This window comes from Variovorax sp. GW821-FHT09A10, assembly GCF_059418385.1.
Window position 1 is genome coordinate 25,063 of the sequence record NZ_JBWKPT010000003.1, and the last position, 16,248, is coordinate 41,310.

Annotated in this window: 21 protein-coding genes; 11 read left to right on the forward strand and 10 right to left on the reverse strand. The window is 69.1% G+C overall.

Annotation, left to right across the window (positions count from 1 at the left end; all coding sequences use genetic code 11):
- Window positions 1-25: 25 nt before the first annotated feature.
- Together AC07Q9_RS13500 and AC07Q9_RS13505 are read right to left on the reverse strand one after the other, a co-directional pair.
- The gene (locus AC07Q9_RS13500; RefSeq protein WP_495310056.1) at window positions 26-1,264 is read right to left on the reverse strand and encodes a patatin-like phospholipase family protein; all 1,239 of its coding nucleotides are present in this window, start codon (window positions 1,262-1,264) and stop codon (window positions 26-28) included.
- Between the two features lie 73 nt (window positions 1,265-1,337).
- The gene (locus AC07Q9_RS13505; RefSeq protein ID WP_495310058.1) at window positions 1,338-1,790 is read right to left on the reverse strand and encodes a CHRD domain-containing protein; all 453 of its coding nucleotides are present in this window, start codon (window positions 1,788-1,790) and stop codon (window positions 1,338-1,340) included.
- Window positions 1,791-1,896: 106 nt separating this feature from the next.
- Here AC07Q9_RS13505 and AC07Q9_RS13510 point away from each other — a divergent pair, with 106 nt between their 5' ends.
- On the forward strand, window positions 1,897-2,451 hold the full coding sequence (locus AC07Q9_RS13510; protein ID WP_495310060.1) for a DUF924 family protein: 555 nt from the start codon (window positions 1,897-1,899) through the stop codon (window positions 2,449-2,451).
- Here AC07Q9_RS13510 and AC07Q9_RS13515 read toward each other — a convergent pair.
- The gene (locus tag AC07Q9_RS13515; protein WP_489058371.1) at window positions 2,448-3,377 is read right to left on the reverse strand and encodes a YihY/virulence factor BrkB family protein; all 930 of its coding nucleotides are present in this window, start codon (window positions 3,375-3,377) and stop codon (window positions 2,448-2,450) included. The two genes, AC07Q9_RS13510 and AC07Q9_RS13515, sit on opposite strands and share 4 nt — an antisense overlap.
- Before the next feature lie 46 nt (window positions 3,378-3,423).
- On the opposite strand from AC07Q9_RS13515, the gene AC07Q9_RS13520 reads away from it, so the two are divergent.
- Genes AC07Q9_RS13520 through AC07Q9_RS13530 form a run of 3 tightly spaced genes read left to right on the forward strand, consistent with a single transcriptional unit; the run spans window position 3,424 to window position 5,618 of the window.
- Window positions 3,424-4,014, forward strand: coding sequence for a chromate transporter (locus AC07Q9_RS13520; protein WP_495310063.1), 591 nt, complete (start codon window positions 3,424-3,426; stop codon window positions 4,012-4,014).
- Window positions 4,011-4,610 carry a chromate transporter gene (locus AC07Q9_RS13525; protein WP_139704537.1) on the forward strand — a complete coding sequence of 200 codons (600 nt, stop codon included), beginning with the start codon at window positions 4,011-4,013 and terminating at the stop codon, window positions 4,608-4,610. Before AC07Q9_RS13520 ends, AC07Q9_RS13525 begins: the two co-directional genes overlap by 4 nt.
- A 45-nt stretch (window positions 4,611-4,655) precedes the next feature.
- On the forward strand, window positions 4,656-5,618 hold the full coding sequence (locus AC07Q9_RS13530) for an aldo/keto reductase (protein ID WP_495310065.1): 963 nt from the start codon (window positions 4,656-4,658) through the stop codon (window positions 5,616-5,618).
- Window positions 5,619-5,625: 7 nt separating this feature from the next.
- Here AC07Q9_RS13530 and AC07Q9_RS13535 read toward each other — a convergent pair whose 3' ends face one another.
- Window positions 5,626-6,147: a GNAT family N-acetyltransferase gene (locus AC07Q9_RS13535; protein WP_062481065.1), complete on the reverse strand. Its 522-nt coding sequence runs from the start codon at window positions 6,145-6,147 to the stop codon at window positions 5,626-5,628.
- Between the two features lie 42 nt (window positions 6,148-6,189).
- On the opposite strand from AC07Q9_RS13535, the gene AC07Q9_RS13540 reads away from it, so the two are divergent.
- The 3 genes from AC07Q9_RS13540 to AC07Q9_RS13550 all read left to right on the forward strand — a co-directional run bounded on the left by AC07Q9_RS13540 (window position 6,190) and on the right by AC07Q9_RS13550 (window position 8,401).
- Window positions 6,190-6,789, forward strand: coding sequence for a helix-turn-helix domain-containing protein (locus AC07Q9_RS13540; protein ID WP_495310067.1), 600 nt, complete (start codon window positions 6,190-6,192; stop codon window positions 6,787-6,789).
- A 120-nt stretch (window positions 6,790-6,909) separates the two neighbouring features.
- Window positions 6,910-7,080, forward strand: coding sequence for a SoxR reducing system RseC family protein (locus AC07Q9_RS13545; protein ID WP_143605928.1), 171 nt, complete (start codon window positions 6,910-6,912; stop codon window positions 7,078-7,080).
- A gap of 193 nt (window positions 7,081-7,273) precedes the next feature.
- Entirely contained in the window at window positions 7,274-8,401 is a 1,128-nt protein-coding gene (locus tag AC07Q9_RS13550; RefSeq protein ID WP_495310069.1) for an NAD(P)/FAD-dependent oxidoreductase, read from the forward strand.
- Between the two features lie 7 nt (window positions 8,402-8,408).
- Here AC07Q9_RS13550 and rlmB read toward each other — a convergent pair whose 3' ends face one another.
- The 4 genes from rlmB to AC07Q9_RS13570 all read right to left on the reverse strand — a co-directional run bounded on the left by rlmB (window position 8,409) and on the right by AC07Q9_RS13570 (window position 11,576).
- On the reverse strand, window positions 8,409-9,155 hold the full coding sequence (gene rlmB, locus AC07Q9_RS13555) for a 23S rRNA (guanosine(2251)-2'-O)-methyltransferase RlmB (protein WP_062481059.1): 747 nt from the start codon (window positions 9,153-9,155) through the stop codon (window positions 8,409-8,411).
- A gap of 124 nt (window positions 9,156-9,279) precedes the next feature.
- Window positions 9,280-10,269, reverse strand: a complete 990-nt coding sequence (locus AC07Q9_RS13560) for a hypothetical protein (RefSeq protein WP_070060994.1) — start codon at window positions 10,267-10,269, stop codon at window positions 9,280-9,282.
- A gap of 4 nt (window positions 10,270-10,273) precedes the next feature.
- Window positions 10,274-10,792 (reverse strand): ribosomal protein L7/L12, encoded by a 519-nt coding sequence (locus AC07Q9_RS13565; protein ID WP_489058377.1) that lies wholly within the window; start codon window positions 10,790-10,792, stop codon window positions 10,274-10,276.
- A 61-nt stretch (window positions 10,793-10,853) separates the two neighbouring features.
- Entirely contained in the window at window positions 10,854-11,576 is a 723-nt protein-coding gene (locus AC07Q9_RS13570; RefSeq protein WP_095947226.1) for an ABC transporter ATP-binding protein, read from the reverse strand.
- A gap of 36 nt (window positions 11,577-11,612) precedes the next feature.
- Between AC07Q9_RS13570 and AC07Q9_RS13575 the strand changes: the two genes are divergently transcribed.
- Window positions 11,613-12,248, forward strand: coding sequence for an arylesterase (locus AC07Q9_RS13575; RefSeq protein WP_489058378.1), 636 nt, complete (start codon window positions 11,613-11,615; stop codon window positions 12,246-12,248).
- Window positions 12,249-12,338: 90 nt separating this feature from the next.
- On the opposite strand, the gene AC07Q9_RS13580 is transcribed toward AC07Q9_RS13575, so the two are convergent.
- Window positions 12,339-12,542: a hypothetical protein gene (locus AC07Q9_RS13580; RefSeq protein ID WP_055796387.1), complete on the reverse strand. Its 204-nt coding sequence runs from the start codon at window positions 12,540-12,542 to the stop codon at window positions 12,339-12,341.
- A 104-nt stretch (window positions 12,543-12,646) separates the two neighbouring features.
- Entirely contained in the window at window positions 12,647-13,840 is a 1,194-nt protein-coding gene (locus tag AC07Q9_RS13585) for a PLP-dependent transferase (RefSeq protein WP_495310073.1), read from the reverse strand.
- A gap of 134 nt (window positions 13,841-13,974) precedes the next feature.
- On the opposite strand from AC07Q9_RS13585, the gene AC07Q9_RS13590 reads away from it, so the two are divergent.
- From AC07Q9_RS13590 to AC07Q9_RS13600, 3 genes are all read left to right on the forward strand, one after another.
- On the forward strand, window positions 13,975-14,730 hold the full coding sequence (locus tag AC07Q9_RS13590; protein ID WP_495310075.1) for a M48 family metallopeptidase: 756 nt from the start codon (window positions 13,975-13,977) through the stop codon (window positions 14,728-14,730).
- Between the two features lie 79 nt (window positions 14,731-14,809).
- The gene (locus AC07Q9_RS13595; RefSeq protein ID WP_495310077.1) at window positions 14,810-15,691 is read left to right on the forward strand and encodes an AraC family transcriptional regulator; all 882 of its coding nucleotides are present in this window, start codon (window positions 14,810-14,812) and stop codon (window positions 15,689-15,691) included.
- Window positions 15,692-15,766: 75 nt separating this feature from the next.
- Window positions 15,767-16,237: a VOC family protein gene (locus AC07Q9_RS13600; RefSeq protein WP_489058382.1), complete on the forward strand. Its 471-nt coding sequence runs from the start codon at window positions 15,767-15,769 to the stop codon at window positions 16,235-16,237.
- Window positions 16,238-16,248: the final 11 nt, after the last annotated feature.

Consider the following 16,248-nt stretch of genomic DNA (forward strand, 5'->3'; position numbering starts at 1 on the left):
CGCTGAACGGCGGTCACTGCGACGCTCAGCGCGACAGCCCCGGCCGCTTGATGCGCCCGGTGCCCGGCTCGCCGAGGTCAAAGGTGGTCACGCCGTTCACCGTGGCGTCGGCGCGCAGCGTCTCGGGGTGCGCGAGCGTCTTGCGCATGTCGCGCACGCCCGACTCCCAGTGCTCCTCGACCGCGGCGCGCGAGAACTCGTAGTCCTTCGACTCGAGTTCGTACGACTTGTCGCGGTAGATCAGGTGAAAGATGTCGATCGGCTCGTGCGTGAGCTGCGCCTGCACCTCGACCACGCTCGGGTCGCTGCGCAGGCCGGGCGGCAGCTTGGCGATGAGGTCGGCAATGGCCTGCTGCAGGTTCATGTTGGCCGCGAGCGCATCGGTGTTCATGCGCGTGCGGCTCGAATAGGTGATGTCCTTCTGGCGCTCCATCACGCCCGACAGCGTGTGCGGCATCTCGCCGCGCGCGTTGAACAGGTCGACCTGCAGCACCACCAGCGCCTCGGCGCGCGGATGCGTGTCGAGCACGTACTGCAGCGGCGTGTTCGAGACGATGCCGCCGTCCCAGTAGTCGTCGCCGTCGATGTGCACCGGCGCAAAGCCCGGCGGCAATGCGCCGCTGGCCATGATGTGCTCGGGGCCGATGCGCTGGCGCGTGTTGTCGAAGTACACCGAGTTGCCGGTGCGCACATTGACGGCGCCCACGCTGAAGCGCGCCTCGCAGGCGTTGATGCGGTCGAAGTCGATGAGCCGCTCCAGCGTGGCCTTCAGCGGCGAGGTGTCGTAGTAGCTCAGGAGCGGCGCCGCACCGCCCATCAGCAAGGCCGGCGAATAGCGCGGCTCGAAGAAGCCCGGAATGCCGACCAGCGAGGCCATGGTGGCGCTCCACTGGTTCTGCGTGGCGCGGTCGCCCAGCCACGACGGCAGGCGCTGCGCCGGCCCCGAAGACACCAGGTGCCAGAACTCGCGCAGCCGGTCGACCCGCTGCGCGGGCGCGTTGCCGGCGATGAGTGCAGCGTTGATGGCGCCGATCGACACGCCCGCGATCCAGTGCGGCTGCAGCTCGGTCTCGCTGAGCGCGGCGTACACGCCCGCCTGGTAGGCCCCAAGCGCACCGCCGCCCTGCAGCACGAGCGCCTTGCGGGCGGCGCGCATGTCTTCGCGGCGGGCGATGAACGGATGGGGCGGTGCAGTGGAAGAAGCGGGAGAAGAAGAGGAAGCAGCGGTGGCGGCGCGAGGCTTTTTCTTGGGTGTCGTCGTCATGCGTTCATTGGACACCAGCCTTGCGACAGCTACCTGACCTGGGGCCTTTTCGCTGCTTCAGCCCGGACGAATCTCACATCTTCGGCAGCATCTGCCCGCGGATCTCGCCGCCCGGGTTGGCGGCCGTGTGGATGTTGGCGTACCACTTGCCGGCCACGAGATCGGCCGCTTGCGCCGGCGTGAGCGTGGCCTGCCCCTCGATCGGACTGGCCGCACTCGCGAAGGGCAGCACCACGCCGGCATTTGCGCCTGCAGCGGCAGGCCCGTGGAAGTGGGCCGCCGTGGCCGGGCCGCTCAGGCCGTTGTAGGTGATCTTGTACTTGAGCACGTTGGTGTCGCGGTTGAGCCAGGCCTCGGCCATGCCGCTGCCGCGCGTCATGTTGGGCGGCACCTCGCTGGCCGCGTTCATCGCGCCGCTGAAATTCGCGACGTTCGACTTCGACATCATTCCGCAGCCGGCCAGAGCGACGGCGGCCAAGCCCGCGACGAGGGTGGTGCGCCAGAGTGTGCGAGTGCTGTTGTTCATGGTCGTTGTCTCCTGAGGATGTAAAACATTCAGCATAGGCAGACACCGCCTGCGGCCTTGTCGGCCAGCACCCCTTCTTCGCACGCCTGTGCAAGAGAATGCAACGATGATTTCCGACGACACACTCCCTTCCGCGCGCGACGTGGTCGCCTTCTGGCGCGATGCCGGACCCGAGCGCTGGTTCGCGAAAAGCGATGCCTTCGATGCCGCCTGCATCGACCGGCTGGCCGCCGCCCACCAGGCCGCGGCCGGTGGCCGGCTCGACCACTGGGCCGACACCGCCGAAGGCGCCCTGGCGCTGCTGGTTCTGCTCGACCAGTTCCCGCGCAACGCCTGGCGCCAGAACCCGCACATGCTCGCCACCGACGGCCTTGCGCTGGCCGTGGCGCGCCGCGCCGTCGAGGCCGGCTTCGACCAGCAGGCTGACGCTCTGATGCAGCGCTTTTTCTACCTGCCCTTCATGCACTCGGAGGTGCTGGCCGAGCAGGAGCGTTCGGTCGCACTCAACGCCACGCAGGACGCCAGCACGCAGCACTTCGCCGTGCTGCACCGCGACATCGTGGCGCGCTTCGGACGCTTTCCGCACCGCAACCGGATGCTCGGGCGCACGTCCACGCCGGAAGAGCAGAAGTTTCTCGACGAGGGCGGCTTCGCAGGCTAAGCCGCATCGACGTGCGCGGGCAGCGGCACGTCGCGCGTCGGCGAGGCGTGGCCTGCCGGATCGGCCACGGTGTCTTTCATCGAACCATAGGTGCGCGCATAGACCCAGGTGAACTCGGCGCCCAGCAGGAAGATCTGCGCCGAGTAGTACACCCACACCAGCACCACCACCAGCGAGCCGGCCGCGCCGTAGCCCGAGGCCACGCTGCTCTTGCCGATGTACAGGCCGATGAGGTGCTTGCCCACGGTGAACAGCAGCGCCGTCACCGCCGCGCCCACCCACACGTCGCGCCACTGCACCTTGGCGCGCGGCATGATCTTGTAGATCATCGCGAAGATCACCGTGACCATCGCGAAGCTGAAGACGAAGTTCACCACCTGCGCCAGCGTGGCCCAGGCACCGAACACCGGCGACCACCACTTGCCCAGCGCAGCCAGCGCCGCGCTCGCCACCAGCGACACCATGAGCAGGAAGCCGATGCCCATGATCATGCTGAACGACAGCAGGCGCACGCGCAGCATGTTGAAGACGCCCTTGTTGCGGGTGCGCGCGGGGGCGCGCCAGATGCGGTCGAGCGCGTCCTGCAGCTCGCCGAAGACGGTGGTCGCACCCACGATCAGCAGCGCGATGCCGACCACCGTGGCCACGATGCCCTCGGTCGGCTTGTTGACCGCCTGCAGCATGCCCTGTACCGCCGCCGCGCCCTGCTCGCCCATGAGGCCCGAGAGCTGCGCGAAGATTTCGCCGCGCGCGGCCTCCTGCCCGAACACCAGGCCGGCCACCGCGATCACGATCAGCAGCAGCGGCGCGATCGAGAACACCGTGTAGTAGGCCAGCGCCGCACCCATGCTCGGGGCGTAGTCGTTGGACCAGGAAGCGAAGGCGCGCCGGCAGAGATCGAAGAGTGCGCGAAGTTGCATGAGCATGGCGTCGGGTCCCGGTGAAGCAGTGCGCCTACGATAATCGTTCCACATGCATCCGTCCGCCCCCGCCGCGGCATCGCCGCCCGACCACCCGCAGCCCGCGTCGCCACGCGACCTTTTTGTTTCATTCACCTGGCTCGCGCTGCAGGGCTTCGGCGGCGTCCTCGCCATCGTCCAGCGCGAGATGGTCGAGAAGAAGAAGTGGCTCACGCCCGACCAGTTCCTCGAGGACTGGGCCGTCGCCCAGGTGATGCCGGGGCCGAACGTGATCAACCTCGCGCTGATGATCGGCGACCGCTACTTCGGCCTGCGCGGTGCCGTGGCCGCGGTGACGGGCATGCTCACCGTGCCGCTGTTCGTGATCCTTGCGCTGGCCGTGCTCTACGCGCACTACGCCGCCAACCCGCAGGTGGCCGCCGCATTGCGCGGCATGGGCGCGGTGTCGGGCGGGCTCATCGCGGCCACGGGCATCAAGCTGATCCCGCAGCTGCGCAAGCACCCGCTGGGCTTTGCGACCTGCCTCGCGTTCGTGGCGCTGGTGTTCGCGGCCATCGCGCTGCTGAAGATTCCGCTGGGGTGGGTGCTGCTCGCTGTGGGCGGCGTGGCCTGCGTGTGGACCTGGAAGAAGATCGCTCCATGAACATCGTCATGCAATGGCACGACTGGCTGGCCCTCTTCGGCCAGTACCTGCTGCTGTCGCTGCTGTCGATCAGCGGCGCGATCACCACGGTGCCCGACATGCACCGCTACCTCGTGGCGCAGCACGGCTGGCTCACCGAGGCGCAGTTCACCTCCTCGGTCGCCATCGCCCAGGCCGCGCCCGGGCCCAACGTGCTCTTCGTCGCGCTGATGGGCTGGAACGTCGGGCTCAACGCGGGCGGCGGCATCGGCGCCGGGCCCATGGCCTGGCTGCTGGGCTTCTTCGGCCTGATGGTCACCATGGTCGGCATCATGCTGCCGAGCACCACCCTCACCTACGTCGCCACGCGCTGGGGCCACCGCAACCGCACGCGCCGCGAGGTGCGCGCCTTCAAGCAGGGCATGGCGCCGGTGGTGGTCGGGTTGCTCATCGCCACCGGCTGGGTGCTGGCCGGCGGCAACCAGTCGAGCGGCGTGCCGGCCTGGCACCTGTGGCTGCTCAGCGGCGTGGCCGCGCTGGTGGTCTGGCGCACGCGCATCCACCTGCTGTGGCTGCTGGGCTGCGGCGCGGCGCTGGGCGCGGTAGGCTTCGTTTGAGCCCCCTTCCTTTCTGCATACTTTTTCTTTCAGGAGCCCTCTGCCATGTCGCAACTTCGTCCGCTCGGCCGTTCCACCCTCCGGGTGTCTCCCCTCGCCTTCGGCGGCAACGTGTTCGGCTGGACCGCCGACGAGGCGACCTCGTTCAAGCTGCTCGACGCCTGGCTCGACGCCGGCTTCAACTTCGTCGACACCGCCGACGTCTACTCGGCCTGGGTGCCGGGCCATGTGGGCGGCGAGTCGGAGACGATCATCGGCAAGTGGCTCAAGCACAGCGGCAAGCGCAACCGCCTGGTGCTGGCCACCAAGGTCGGCAAACCGATGGGCGAAGGCAAGGTGGGCCTGTCGCCCACCTACATCCGCGAGGCCGTCGAGGCGTCGCTCAAGCGCCTGCAGACCGACTACATCGACCTGTACCAGTCGCACGACGACGATGCCAACACGCCGCTCGAAGACACGCTGGGCACCTTCGACGCGCTCATCAAGGAGGGCAAGGTGCGCGCCATCGGCGCCTCGAACTACACGGCGCCGCGGCTGGCCGAGGCGCTCGACGTGTCGGAGCGCCTGGGCATCGCGCGCTACGAGAGCCTGCAGCCGCTGTACAACCTGTACGACCGCGCAGTGTTCGAAGACGCACTCGAGCCGCTGTGCCTCAAGCGCGAAGTGGGCGTGATCAACTTCTACGCGCTGGCGGCGGGCTTTCTCACCGGCAAGTACCGCACCGAGGCCGATGTGGCCAAGAGCGCACGCGGCACCACCACGAAGAAGTACCTGAACCCGCGCGGCCTGCGCATCCTCGATGCGCTGGACAAGGTGGCCCAGCAGTACAACGCCAAGCCCGGCCAGGTCGCCATCGCCTGGCAGATCGCACGGCCCGGCGTGACGGCGCCGATCGCCAGCGCCACCTCGCTGGCGCAGCTCGAAGAGCTGGTGGTGGCCACGCAGCTCAAGCTGGACGCGGGCACCATCGACATGCTCAACCGGGCCAGCGCCGAGACGCCGGCCTGAGCCCCGGCTAGCCGTCGACCGGGTTCAGCGGCGTCGCCAGGATGCGCTGGTAGAACGCCACGTCGAGCCAGCGGCCGAACTTGAAGCCGGCCTGCCGCACGGTGCCTGAATGCGTGAAGCCCAGGCGCTCGTGCAGCGCGATGCTGCCGGCGTTCGAGGCGTCGATGGCGCCGACCATCACGTGCACTTCGCGCGCGATCGCCTCGGCCACGATCGCCTCCATCAGCGTGCGGCCCAGGCCCTCGCCGCGGTGCGCGGCATCGACGTACACCGAGTGCTCCACCGTGTACTTGTAGGCCGGAAAGGCGCGGAACGTGCCGTAGCTTGCGAAGCCGAGCAGCTTGCCGTTGTCGTCCACCGCACCGATCACGGGAAAGCCGCCGGCGCGCTTGGCGGCGAACCACGTCACCATGTTCTCGGGCGTGCGCGGCTTGTAGTCGTACAGCGCGGTGGAGTTGACGATGGCCTCGTTCAGGATCGCCAGGATGGCGCCTGAATGGGCTTCTTCGGTGCAGGCGATGAGACGCATGGTGTTTCTCTGTCGTTCAATATAAGAGAATAATAATCTCATATGGGAAACACTTCACCTTCCACCCCCTCGGCGGCGCCGGCCGACGGCCACATCGACGCGCTCATCGCCACCCGGCTGCTGGCGCTGCGCCAGGCGCAGGGGCTCAGCCTCGCGGACCTGGCCGAGTTGTCGGGAGTGAGCAAGGCGATGATCTCCAAGGTCGAGCGCGCGCAGAGCAGCCCCACCGCCGTGCTGCTGGGCAAGCTGGCCGCCGGCCTCGGGGTCTCGCTGGCGCAGCTTCTCACCGAGGACAAGGCGCAGCCGCAACGGCTGCGCAAGCGGGCCGCGCAGGAGGTCTGGCGCGACCCCGAAGCCGGCTATGTGCGCCGACAGGTCGCCGAGCGCAGCGCGGGCAGCGGCGTGGAGCTGGTCGAGGTCGAGCTGCCGCGCGCCGCGCAGGTCGGCTATCCGCGATGGAGCGGCACGCCGTACCGGCAGAGCCTGTGGATGCTCGAAGGCGCACTGCAGGTCGACTACGGCGACGAGCGCTTCGAACTCGCCCCGGGCGACTGCCTGGACTTCGGCGTCGACCGGCCGCTGGTCTTCAAGGCGCTGGGGCCCAGCGCCTGCCGCTACCTGCTGGTCGCCGTTCCCGATTGATTGAACAATTGCCTGACCGATGCGGTAGGCAAGCTCCCACACGCAGAGACGACTCAGGCCGGTCCGGGCCATGGGGTGCGTCGGGATACTGCAAGGCATCTCAGCTACCGGAGCCGCACGATGTCCTTTGCGCTTTACATGATCGGCTTTCTGATCTTCCTGGCCGGGGTCGCCTGGGGCGCCTCGGTGGCCGGCGTGCCCACGCTCTACATCGGCATCGGTGCGCTGATCCTGCTGGGCATCGGCATCTTCAGCGCGGTGGGCCGCACGCGCAGCAAAGACCCGTCCTGAACGCGCCTGTTGGCTTCACAGATCAGTTCACACAGGCTTCACGCCCGGCGCACATGGCGTCGCTAACTTCGCAGGCGCACCACACCCCGTGGTGCGCATTGCAAGTCAGCCTCCCATGCACGCCTCTTCTTCCTGTCTCTTTTCTCCCCACGCGCCGTCCTCGTCGGCCGCGCCCTGCCCCGCACCAGCCTTCGTGAGCGACCCGGGTACGGCCTGCACCCAGGTCGACCTGCTCGTCATCGGCGCGAGCTTTGCCGGGCTGGCCTGCGCCCGCGCCGCCGCCAAGGCCGGCCTGCGCGTGATGGTGCTCGAGAAGAAGGCCGCCGCCGGCGCCAAGCCGCACACCACCGGCATCATCGTCAAGGACGCGGTCGACAGCGTGCCGTGGCTGGCCGAAGTGCCGCCCGCGCTGGTGCGCCGCATCGAAGGCGTGCGGCTGTACGCGCCCGACATGCACCACGTCGACCTGCACGCGCCCGGCTACTGGTTCTGGGCCACCGACGCGCCCGCGCTGCTCGACTGGATGGTGGAGTCCACCCGCGCCTGCGGCGTCGAGGTGCGCCTGGGCACGCTGTTCGAGCAGGCGCTGTGGGCGAACGGCCGCTGGGAGGTGCCGGTGGCGCAGGGCCCGTGCATCCGCGCGACCTACCTCGTGGGCGCCGACGGTCCGCATTCGCGCGTGGCCAAGGCGCTGGGCCTGTCGCGCAACACGCGCTTTCTCTACGGCGTGGAGCACGAGTACCAGGGCGCACGCATGGCGCCCGACCTGCTGCATTGCTTCATCGATCGCCGGCTCGCGCCGGGCTACATCGGCTGGGCGCTCGACGGCGTCGGTGTGAGCCAGATCGGCCTGGCGCGCCGCATGGGCCGCCACGACACGGGCGCGCTGCGGCTCGATCCGCTCTTGCGCAAAATCGCCGCCGTGGTGTCGCCCGGCGAGGCGCCACCGGTCGCCGTGCGCGCCGGGATGATCCCCTGCGGCGGCGTGCTGCCCGTGGTGGCCCGCGAACGGGCGCTGCTGGTGGGTGATGCGGCGGGCATGGTGTCGCCCGTGACGGCCGGCGGCATCCACACGGCGCTGCAGCACGGCGAGCGCGCCGGCGAGGCCGTGGCGCGCTTCGTGCGCGGCGAGGCGGACGACCCCGCGACCTGGTTCGTGCGCGGCTACCCGCGCTTCCTGATGAAGCGCACGCTGCGCTGGGCCTTCGACCACTTCCAGAGCGACTGGATGTTCAACCGCCTGCTCGGCACGGCGCCGATGCGGCGTGCGGCGGAGCTGGTGTACTTCCACCGCAAGGGCAGCGGGCCGGTGGCCCGCTAGGCCTCGCTCAGGCGCTGCGCTGGCGCATCGCCTCGTAGAGGCACACGCCGCTGGCCACCGACACGTTCAGGCTCTCGACCGCGCCGGCCATGGGAATGCTCACCAGCTCGTCGCAGGTCTTGCGCGTGAGCTGGCGCATGCCCTCGCCCTCGGCGCCCAGCACCAGCGCCAGCGGACGCTTGAAGTCGCTCTGGTAGATCGTGCCCGGCGCGTCGTCGCTGGTGCCCACGCACCAGATGCTGCGTTCCTTGAGCTCGTTGAGCGTGCGCGCCAGGTTGGTCACCATGAAGTACGGCACCGTCTCGGCCGCGCCGCTCGCCACCTTGGCGACGGTGGCGTTGATGCCGGCCGCATGGTCCTTGGGGGCGATCACCGCATGGGCGCCGGCGCCGTCGGCCACGCGCAGGCAGGCGCCCAGGTTGTGCGGGTCGGTCACGCCGTCGAGCACCAGCAGCAGGGGCACGGTGCCGGCCTCCTCGAGGCCTTCGAGCAGCTCGTCGAGCGAGCGGACCTGGGCCACGGGCTCGACCCGCGCGACCACGCCCTGGTGGCCGTGGCTGCCGCTGAGCTTGGACAGCCGCAGGCCGTCGGCCTCGACCAGCCGCACGCCGGCTTCTTGCGCACGCGCGATGAACTGTTTCATGCGCGCATCGCGCCGGCTGGCGTCGAACATCACTTCGAGCACCGATTTCGGCGCGGTCTTGATGCGCACGCCCACGGCATGGAAGCCGAAGATCACTTTAGGGGAAGACATCCCCTGATTATCCCTACCCCCAGGCTTGCCCACTTCGTGTGGCCTCCTCCCCCCTGGAAGGGGGCAACACCAGCGGCCCGGCAAAGCCGGTTCCGCGGTGTTTCTCGAATAAATCCCTCGTCAGTCAGGCCAAGGGCAAGCCGCTGTTCGCGCGGGTGCGTTCGTCGTGCAGTTCCTGCACCACCAGGGCGTTCATGTGCACCTTCAGCGTGTTGCCCACGCTGCCCAGGTACTGGCAGGCGGCATACCCCTCGGCCGCCTTTTCGTAACGTGCCACCCAGGCGTCGCGCGCCGGCAGCCGGTCGGGCGACACGGGCCAGACGCCGGGGCGCGGCCGCAGGTGTTCGGCGATGCCCACGCGCCAGGGCTTGGCGCTCAGGCGGGCGCGAAAGCAGTTCTGGTTGCGGCACATGCGCGCGTAGACCTTGTCGGCGCCCAGCGTCTGGAACACGTCGGTCACGGCGGCGTCGGACGGTGCGAAGACATCGTGCATGGCCAGCACGCGCAGCCCGGCCGGCGTGCGGTACAGGCGAAGGTGCCAGTCGGGATGCTGGTGAATGAAGCGCTCGACACGCGCCCGTGCGCCCGCCAGCGGGTCGCTCTTGTCCTCGACCACGGGCAGCCCCTCCTTGTGGGCGCGCCAGAAGCCGAACGCCGCCACCAGCATGAACGCGGCCACGCCAGCCATCGCCGAGCGCGTGGCGTAGCCCGCGACCATCGCGCCGATGAACGCCGCGCCGATCACCGTCAGCCCGCGTGCGCTGCCGCGCGCGCCCTGGTTCTCGAAGTCGACGTCGACGAACAGCACGTCGGGCGTGTTGAGGCAGCGCGCGCCGTAGCCGTTGCGGGTGACGACGCTGTCGCCCTGTCGTTCGACGATCTCCTCGCGGATCGGCACGCCATTGGCGCCGTTGTAGGCCAGCTTGCGTTCGCGGCGCTCGAGCTTTTCGCCGTCGACCACGATGCGGTCATAGGCCTCGCGCGTGCGCTGGTCGGCATGGGCCTGCGCGGCGAGCGGGCTGTCGTCGGACCAGCCGAAGCGGCGCACGGTGACCTGCCGGCCGGCCACGCGCTCCTGGATGCGGCCTTCGGCCCAGAACTGGGGAACGATCACGAGGTCAGGCGCCCTTGAAATACGACCACGCTGCCGCCGCGATCAGCAGCACGACGATCACCGGCAACCACTTGAAGCCGCCGCCCGACACCCGGCCCGGCTCGGCCATCGGATTCACCGCCGCGCTCGACGGCAGGTGCCCGAAGTCGCCGGCGGCCGGGTTCTGGTGCGCCTCGACCAGCTGCTTGGCCTCGGCCAGGCCCAGGCCGGTGGCCTCGCGCGTGAGGCGCACAGCCTCGACCTTCTGGCCCCGCGCCAGGGCCGCGAGCGCGGCGGCCGGCACCGCGGCCGGGCCGTTGCCTTGCATGCCGCCCGTCTCGCCCCCTGCGTCGCCCCGGCCCCAGTCGCCTTCCTGCCAGTCGGCCGGCGCGCCCGCAGCGACCGCACCGCTGTTGGCATAGCGCTCGACGGCCTCCTTGGACGACTTGAGGTCCATGCCGGTGCGATCGCGCACGATCTTGATGGCTTCGATCAGATTGCCGCGCTCCAGGGCGGCAATGGCTTCGGGGGGAAGCTGGGTCATGAACTCTCCTCTGTGTTCAGGGGGAGCGCCGCGGGAGCCGGGCGCTGTCTTTTTTGCTGGCTCAGGCGGCCTGGGCGACGGTCGATTCTGGCGTTTTTTCGTTGAGCGCCACGCGCCCGGCCTCGATGGTGATGCGCCGCTCGCACTGCGAGGCGATGCCGCGGTCGTGCGTGACCAGCACCAGCGTGGTTCCCAGCTCGCGGTTCAGGTCGAACATGAGTTTCATGACCTGCTCGCCGGTGGCGAAGTCGAGGCTGCCGGTGGGCTCGTCGGCCAGCAGCAGGGCCGGCTGGACCACGAAGGCCCGCGCCAGCGCCACGCGCTGCTGCTCGCCGCCCGACAGCACCTTGGGGTAGTGGCCCAGGCGCTGGCCCAGGCCGACGCGGCCCAGCATCTCGGTGGCGGCCTTGCGCGCGTCCTTGCGGTTGGCCAGCTCCAGCGGCAGCATGACGTTCTCGAGCGCGCTCAGGTTGCCCAGCAACTGGAAGCTCTGGAACACGAAGCCCACGCGCTGGGCGCGCAACGCGGCGCGCTCGTCCTCGTCGATGGCGAAGATGTCGTCGCCCGCCAGCTTCACGGTGCCGCGCGTGGGCGTGTCCAGCCCGGCAATGATCGACAGCAAGGTGCTCTTGCCGGAGCCCGAGGCGCCGACGATGGCGGCGGTTTCCCGCGCGCCCAGGGTGAAATGGATGTCCTGCAGAATGTCCAGCGTGCCGGCCGAGTCGGTGACGGACTTGAAGACATGCTCGACGGCGACAATGGCATCAGACGGGGGTTGGGACATGAAAGGCTTTTCGTTTTGAATCGACGTGACTTTATCTTGACCACCGCCGCGCTCGGCAGCGCGGGGGCATGGACGGCTGCGGCGGCCCAGGCCCCGGCGGCACCGGCCGGCAAGCCGGTGATCCTGGTGCTCGGTGATTCGCTGAGCGCAGAGTACGGCCTCAAGCGCGGCGAAGGCTGGGTACCCTTGCTGGAAAAAAGGCTTGCGCAGCAGAAGATCGCGGCCTCGGTGGTCAACGCCAGCATCAGCGGCGACACCAGCTCCGGCGGGCGCGCCCGCTTCCCCGCCCTGCTGACGCAGCACAAGCCCAGCCACGTGGTGCTGGAGCTGGGCGCCAACGACGCCCTGCGCGGCCTGCCGCTGTCCAACACCGAAGACAACCTGCTGCAGATCACCAAGGCCGCCCAGGCCGCCGGCGCGCGGGTGCTGATCGTCGGCATCCAGGTGCCGCCGAACTACGGCGGCGACTACACGCGGCGCTTCGAGGCCGTGTTCGCGAAGGTGGCGGGCACGACCAAGTCGGCGCTGGTGCCGTTCCTGCTCAAGGGCGTGGCCGATGCGCCCGACGCCATGACGCTGTTCCAGGCCGACCGCATCCACCCGACCGCCGCGGCGCAACCGCAGATCCTGGACAACGTCTGGCCGGAGCTGCGCAAGCTGCTGCCCAAATAACGCGCCCTTGCGCGACCCCAAAAGAAAAAGCCGCAGCAGGCCTTCGCCTGCTGCGGCTTTTCTATGTCCGGGGGTGCAAGAAACGGGCAATCACCCGTTCTTGGTCGGCAACTCGGGCACCGTGGGAGGATCGCGTTCGAGCGAGGCCACGTCGGTTTCCGGATCTCCGGGCGCCAGCCCGTCGCTGCTCGGGCTGAGCTTGCGGTTCGCCTTCTCCCGAAGCTTTTCTTCCTTCTTCTTCTTCTTGGCCAGCTCTTTCTGGCGCTTCTCGTAGCCGTAATTGGGTGTTGCCACTGCTTTTCCTTCAGGCGAGGCAGTCAGGGTGACTGCGATTCGGCCTACTGTAAGCGATAACGGTGCACTCCCAGCCCGGCGGCGGCCCGGGCCTGGCGCTTTGCTTACATCTGCAGCAATGCCTGTTGCAGGTCAGCACGCAGGTCGTCCACGTCTTCCAGGCCGACCGAAAAACGCACCAGCGTGCCCTTGTAGGGCCAACGGGCGACGCTGGCGTCGCGCATCAAACCGATGTCGTAGGGCACGACGAGGCTGATCGGGCCGCCCCACGAATAGCCGAGGCGGAACAGCTTCAGGCTGTCGCAGAAGCGGTCGACCTGCTCCGTGCTGAAGCGCTCGTCGAACACCACCGAGAACAGGCCTGCAGCGAGGTCGGTGGCGCCGCACAGCGCGCGCCAGTTGGCATGGCCCGGCGAATCCTCGAGCGCGGGGTGCAGCACCTGCGCGATCTCTTCGCAGCCGTTGAGCCAGCCGGCCAGCTCGCGCGCCGCGCGGTCGTGCGCGGCGTAGCGCAGCGCCATGCTCGGCAGCGAGCGCAGCAGGGTTTCGACGTCGCCCACGCCGATGCCGAAGCCCGTGCGCATGTGGGTGAGCTTGAGCGCGCGGTGCAAGCGCTCGTCGCGCGTGACGACGCTGCCCATGAGCACGTCACCGCCGCCGCTGGGGTACTTGGTGAGCGCGTGCACCGACACGTCGACGCCCTGCCCCGTGCCGTTGAAATCGAAGGGCGCGAAGGCCAGGCCCGCACCCCAGGTGTTGTCCAGCGCGGTCATCACGCCGCGTTCGCGGCAGACCTCGGCCAGCGCCGGCAGGTTGGGGAATTCCATCGTCACCGAGCCGGCGGCTTCGAGCCACACCAGCCGCGTGCGGTGCGAGAGCTTGGCTTCCAGGTCGGACGGGTTCATCGCGTCGTACAGGCGGTGCGTGATGCCGAAGTTCGCGAGTTCGCCGGTGGCCAGCGCCTTGGTCGGGCCGTAGGCGTTGTCGGGAATCAGCACCTCGTCGCCGGTCTTGAGGAACGCGAACGAGACCAGCGAGATCGCGGCCAGCCCGCTCGGCACGAGCAGGCATTCGGTGCCGCCTTCGAGCGTGGCCAGGCGTTCTTCGAGCGTGAAGGTGGTGGGCGTGCCGTGCAGGCCGTAGGTGTAGCCGGCCTTGGTCTTCCAGTCGCGCGCGCGCATGGCGGCGACATCGGCGAAGAACACGGTCGAGGCCTTGAACACGCCGGGCTGCGGCGCGGCGAAGGTGTCCGGCGGCGTGTAGGGATGGTGGATCAGGGTCGTGGAAGGCTTGCTCATGTCCCGATGCTAGCGCCCCGCGAGGAACCCTCAATGGTCGTGACATTCTCCGTGCGATGTCGACGGCCTTGGCCGGAGCACCTGCGCATTGCGGATAGAGTTGCCCCTCCGAAAATAAAGGGAGGATTTTCTCGATGCGTCATCTGCTCATCACCATCACGGCCGCTGCGGCCCTGTCCGCCTGCGGCGGCATGAAGAACCTGGATTCGAACGCGCTCGCGGGCGCCGGCGGCAGTGCCTTCAAGGCCATGTCGCTCACCGACGGCGACGTGCAGGCACTGGCCAACCAGTCCTGCGCCGAGCTCGACAAGAGCTCCAAGGTCGCGGCACCCTCCGATGCCTACAGCAAGCGCCTGGAGCGCGTGCGCCAGGGCCTGCCGACCACCATCGGCGGCCAGCCCGCCAGCTACAAGGTCTACCTCACGAAGGACGTGAACGCCTGGGCCATGGGCAACGGCTGCATCCGCGTCTACAGCGGCCTCATGGACCTCATGAACGACGACGAACTGCGCGGCATCATCGGCCACGAGATCGGCCACGTCGCCCTGGGCCACAGCAAGAAGGCCATGCAGACCGCCTACGCCGTGTCGGCCGCGCGCGGCATCGCCGGCGCCACCGGCAATGCGGCGATCACGCAGCTGTCGTCCTCGCAGATCGGCGACTTCGCCGAGAAGCTGGTCAACGCGCAGTTCTCGCAATCGCAGGAAACCGACTCGGACAACTACGCCTTCGACCTGCTGACCACGCAGAAGCTCAAGCGCGAAGGCCTCGTCACCGCGTTCCAGAAGCTGGCCAAGCTCGACGGCGGCAAGAGCTCGATGCTCAGTTCGCACCCCGCTTCGGGCGACCGCGCGGCCAACATCCAGAAGCGCCTCGCAACGAGCAAGTAAGCAGCCTGGGCCCGGGCGGCTGCTCGGCGCACAATGCGCCGATGCTCACCCGCCCGGCCTTTCCGGGGCCCGTCGCGCCATGCAGCTGACGCGGCCCCCGTCCCCTCATCTGCGGCCCTTCCTGCGGCTGCTGTGGGCCTCGGCGCCCGAGGGCACACCCGACACACGCACCGGCGCCCGCGAGCACGTGCTGCCCACGGGCGGCATGCACCTGGTGTTCCGGCTTTCAGGGCCGCCGCTACGACTCTTCGACGACACACGCGACCTGCGCGGCCACACGGTCGGCCATGCCATCGTCGGCGGTGCGCGCGCCGCTTTCTACCTGCGCGATGTGTCGGTGGCCACACGCTCGGTCGGCGCGCAATTGCACCCCGGTGCCGCCCGGCTGCTGCTCGGCGCACCTGAAGACGCTCTGAGTGGTCGCCACACGCCGCTCGACGCGCTGTGGGGCGAGCGGCAGACCGCCGACGCACTCGAACAGCTGCATGCATCGTCCGACGACCCGGCCCGGCAACTGGACGTGTTCGAGGCCCTGCTGACCCGGCGTCTGGCCGCTGCCGCCCTGCCCCGCACCAGCCCGCGCGGCCTGCACCCCGCCGTGGCCGCCTCGCTTGGGCAGATGCACCGCGACACGCCCGCGCCGATCGCCACGCTGGTGGCGCACAGCGGCTACAGCCACCGGCGCTTCATCGCGCTGTTCCGCGCGGCGATCGGGCTCGCGCCCAAGGAGTACGCCCGCGTGATGCGCTTCGATCGCGTGCTGGCGCTGGCCGCCGACGATCCCGCGCGCGCCTGGGCCGACATCGCGCTCGCCGCAGGCTACAGCGACCAGGCGCACCTGAGCCGTGAGTTCTCCACGCTGGCCGGCCTGTCGCCGCAGGCCTGGCGGCAGACGGGGGCGGCCTCGCCCCGCCATGTGCCGGCTGTCAGTGCGGCAGGTCAAATTCCTTCAAGACGCTAGCGCCGGGGCTGCGCAGAATCGGCGCCACGGTCCCCGTTTCAACACGCTATTCAAGAAAGAAAGGCAGGTCCCGCCATGGCCATCCACGAGCTGTTTCCGTACCTCTGCGTCGACAACGCCGCCGCCGCCGTCGACTTCTATTGCCACGTGTTCGAGGTGAAGGAGATCTTTCGGCTGACCGAGCCCAGCGGCCGCATCGGGCACGTCGAGCTGGACTTTCACAACGGCGCGATCCTGATGATCTCGGACGAATTCGCCGAGTTCAACATCCGCTCGCCCAAGGCGCTCGGCGGCAGCGCGGTCACGCTGCACCTGCACGTGGACAACGCCGATGCGGTGGTCGCGCGCGCGGTCGCCGCGGGGGCCACGCTGGACATGGCACCGCAGGATCAGTTCTATGGGGAACGTTCCGGCGTCTTCCGCGACCCGTTCGGTCACCGGTGGAACGTGGGTCACAGCATCGAGAAGCTGACGCCGGAGGAAATGCAGCGGCGCTACACCGCGATGTTCGACACCCCCGGCGGCGGCAGCTGCAGCAGCAGTTGAGCGCGCCGGCC

Bases quoted from the DNA above. Each gene is read 5' to 3' on its own strand.
- AC07Q9_RS13565 (WP_489058377.1), bottom strand. From the start codon at position 10,792: ATGACCCAGCTTCCCCCCGAAGCCATTGCCGCCCTGGAGCGCGGCAAT.
- AC07Q9_RS13505 (WP_495310058.1), bottom strand. From the start codon at position 1,790: ATGAACAACAGCACTCGCACACTCTGGCGCACCACCCTCGTCGCGGGC.
- rlmB (WP_062481059.1), bottom strand. From the start codon at position 9,155: ATGTCTTCCCCTAAAGTGATCTTCGGCTTCCATGCCGTGGGCGTGCGC.
- AC07Q9_RS13600 (WP_489058382.1), top strand. From the start codon at position 15,767: ATGGCCATCCACGAGCTGTTTCCGTACCTCTGCGTCGACAACGCCGCC.
- AC07Q9_RS13535 (WP_062481065.1), bottom strand. From the start codon at position 6,147: ATGCGTCTCATCGCCTGCACCGAAGAAGCCCATTCAGGCGCCATCCTG.
- AC07Q9_RS13570 (WP_095947226.1), bottom strand. From the start codon at position 11,576: ATGTCCCAACCCCCGTCTGATGCCATTGTCGCCGTCGAGCATGTCTTC.
- AC07Q9_RS13595 (WP_495310077.1), top strand. From the start codon at position 14,810: ATGCAGCTGACGCGGCCCCCGTCCCCTCATCTGCGGCCCTTCCTGCGG.
- AC07Q9_RS13520 (WP_495310063.1), top strand. From the start codon at position 3,424: ATGCATCCGTCCGCCCCCGCCGCGGCATCGCCGCCCGACCACCCGCAG.
- AC07Q9_RS13585 (WP_495310073.1), bottom strand. From the start codon at position 13,840: ATGAGCAAGCCTTCCACGACCCTGATCCACCATCCCTACACGCCGCCG.
- AC07Q9_RS13540 (WP_495310067.1), top strand. From the start codon at position 6,190: ATGGGAAACACTTCACCTTCCACCCCCTCGGCGGCGCCGGCCGACGGC.
- AC07Q9_RS13545 (WP_143605928.1), top strand. From the start codon at position 6,910: ATGTCCTTTGCGCTTTACATGATCGGCTTTCTGATCTTCCTGGCCGGG.
- AC07Q9_RS13525 (WP_139704537.1), top strand. From the start codon at position 4,011: ATGAACATCGTCATGCAATGGCACGACTGGCTGGCCCTCTTCGGCCAG.
- AC07Q9_RS13500 (WP_495310056.1), bottom strand. From the start codon at position 1,264: ATGACGACGACACCCAAGAAAAAGCCTCGCGCCGCCACCGCTGCTTCC.
- AC07Q9_RS13530 (WP_495310065.1), top strand. From the start codon at position 4,656: ATGTCGCAACTTCGTCCGCTCGGCCGTTCCACCCTCCGGGTGTCTCCC.
- AC07Q9_RS13510 (WP_495310060.1), top strand. From the start codon at position 1,897: ATGATTTCCGACGACACACTCCCTTCCGCGCGCGACGTGGTCGCCTTC.
- AC07Q9_RS13515 (WP_489058371.1), bottom strand. From the start codon at position 3,377: ATGCTCATGCAACTTCGCGCACTCTTCGATCTCTGCCGGCGCGCCTTC.
- AC07Q9_RS13590 (WP_495310075.1), top strand. From the start codon at position 13,975: ATGCGTCATCTGCTCATCACCATCACGGCCGCTGCGGCCCTGTCCGCC.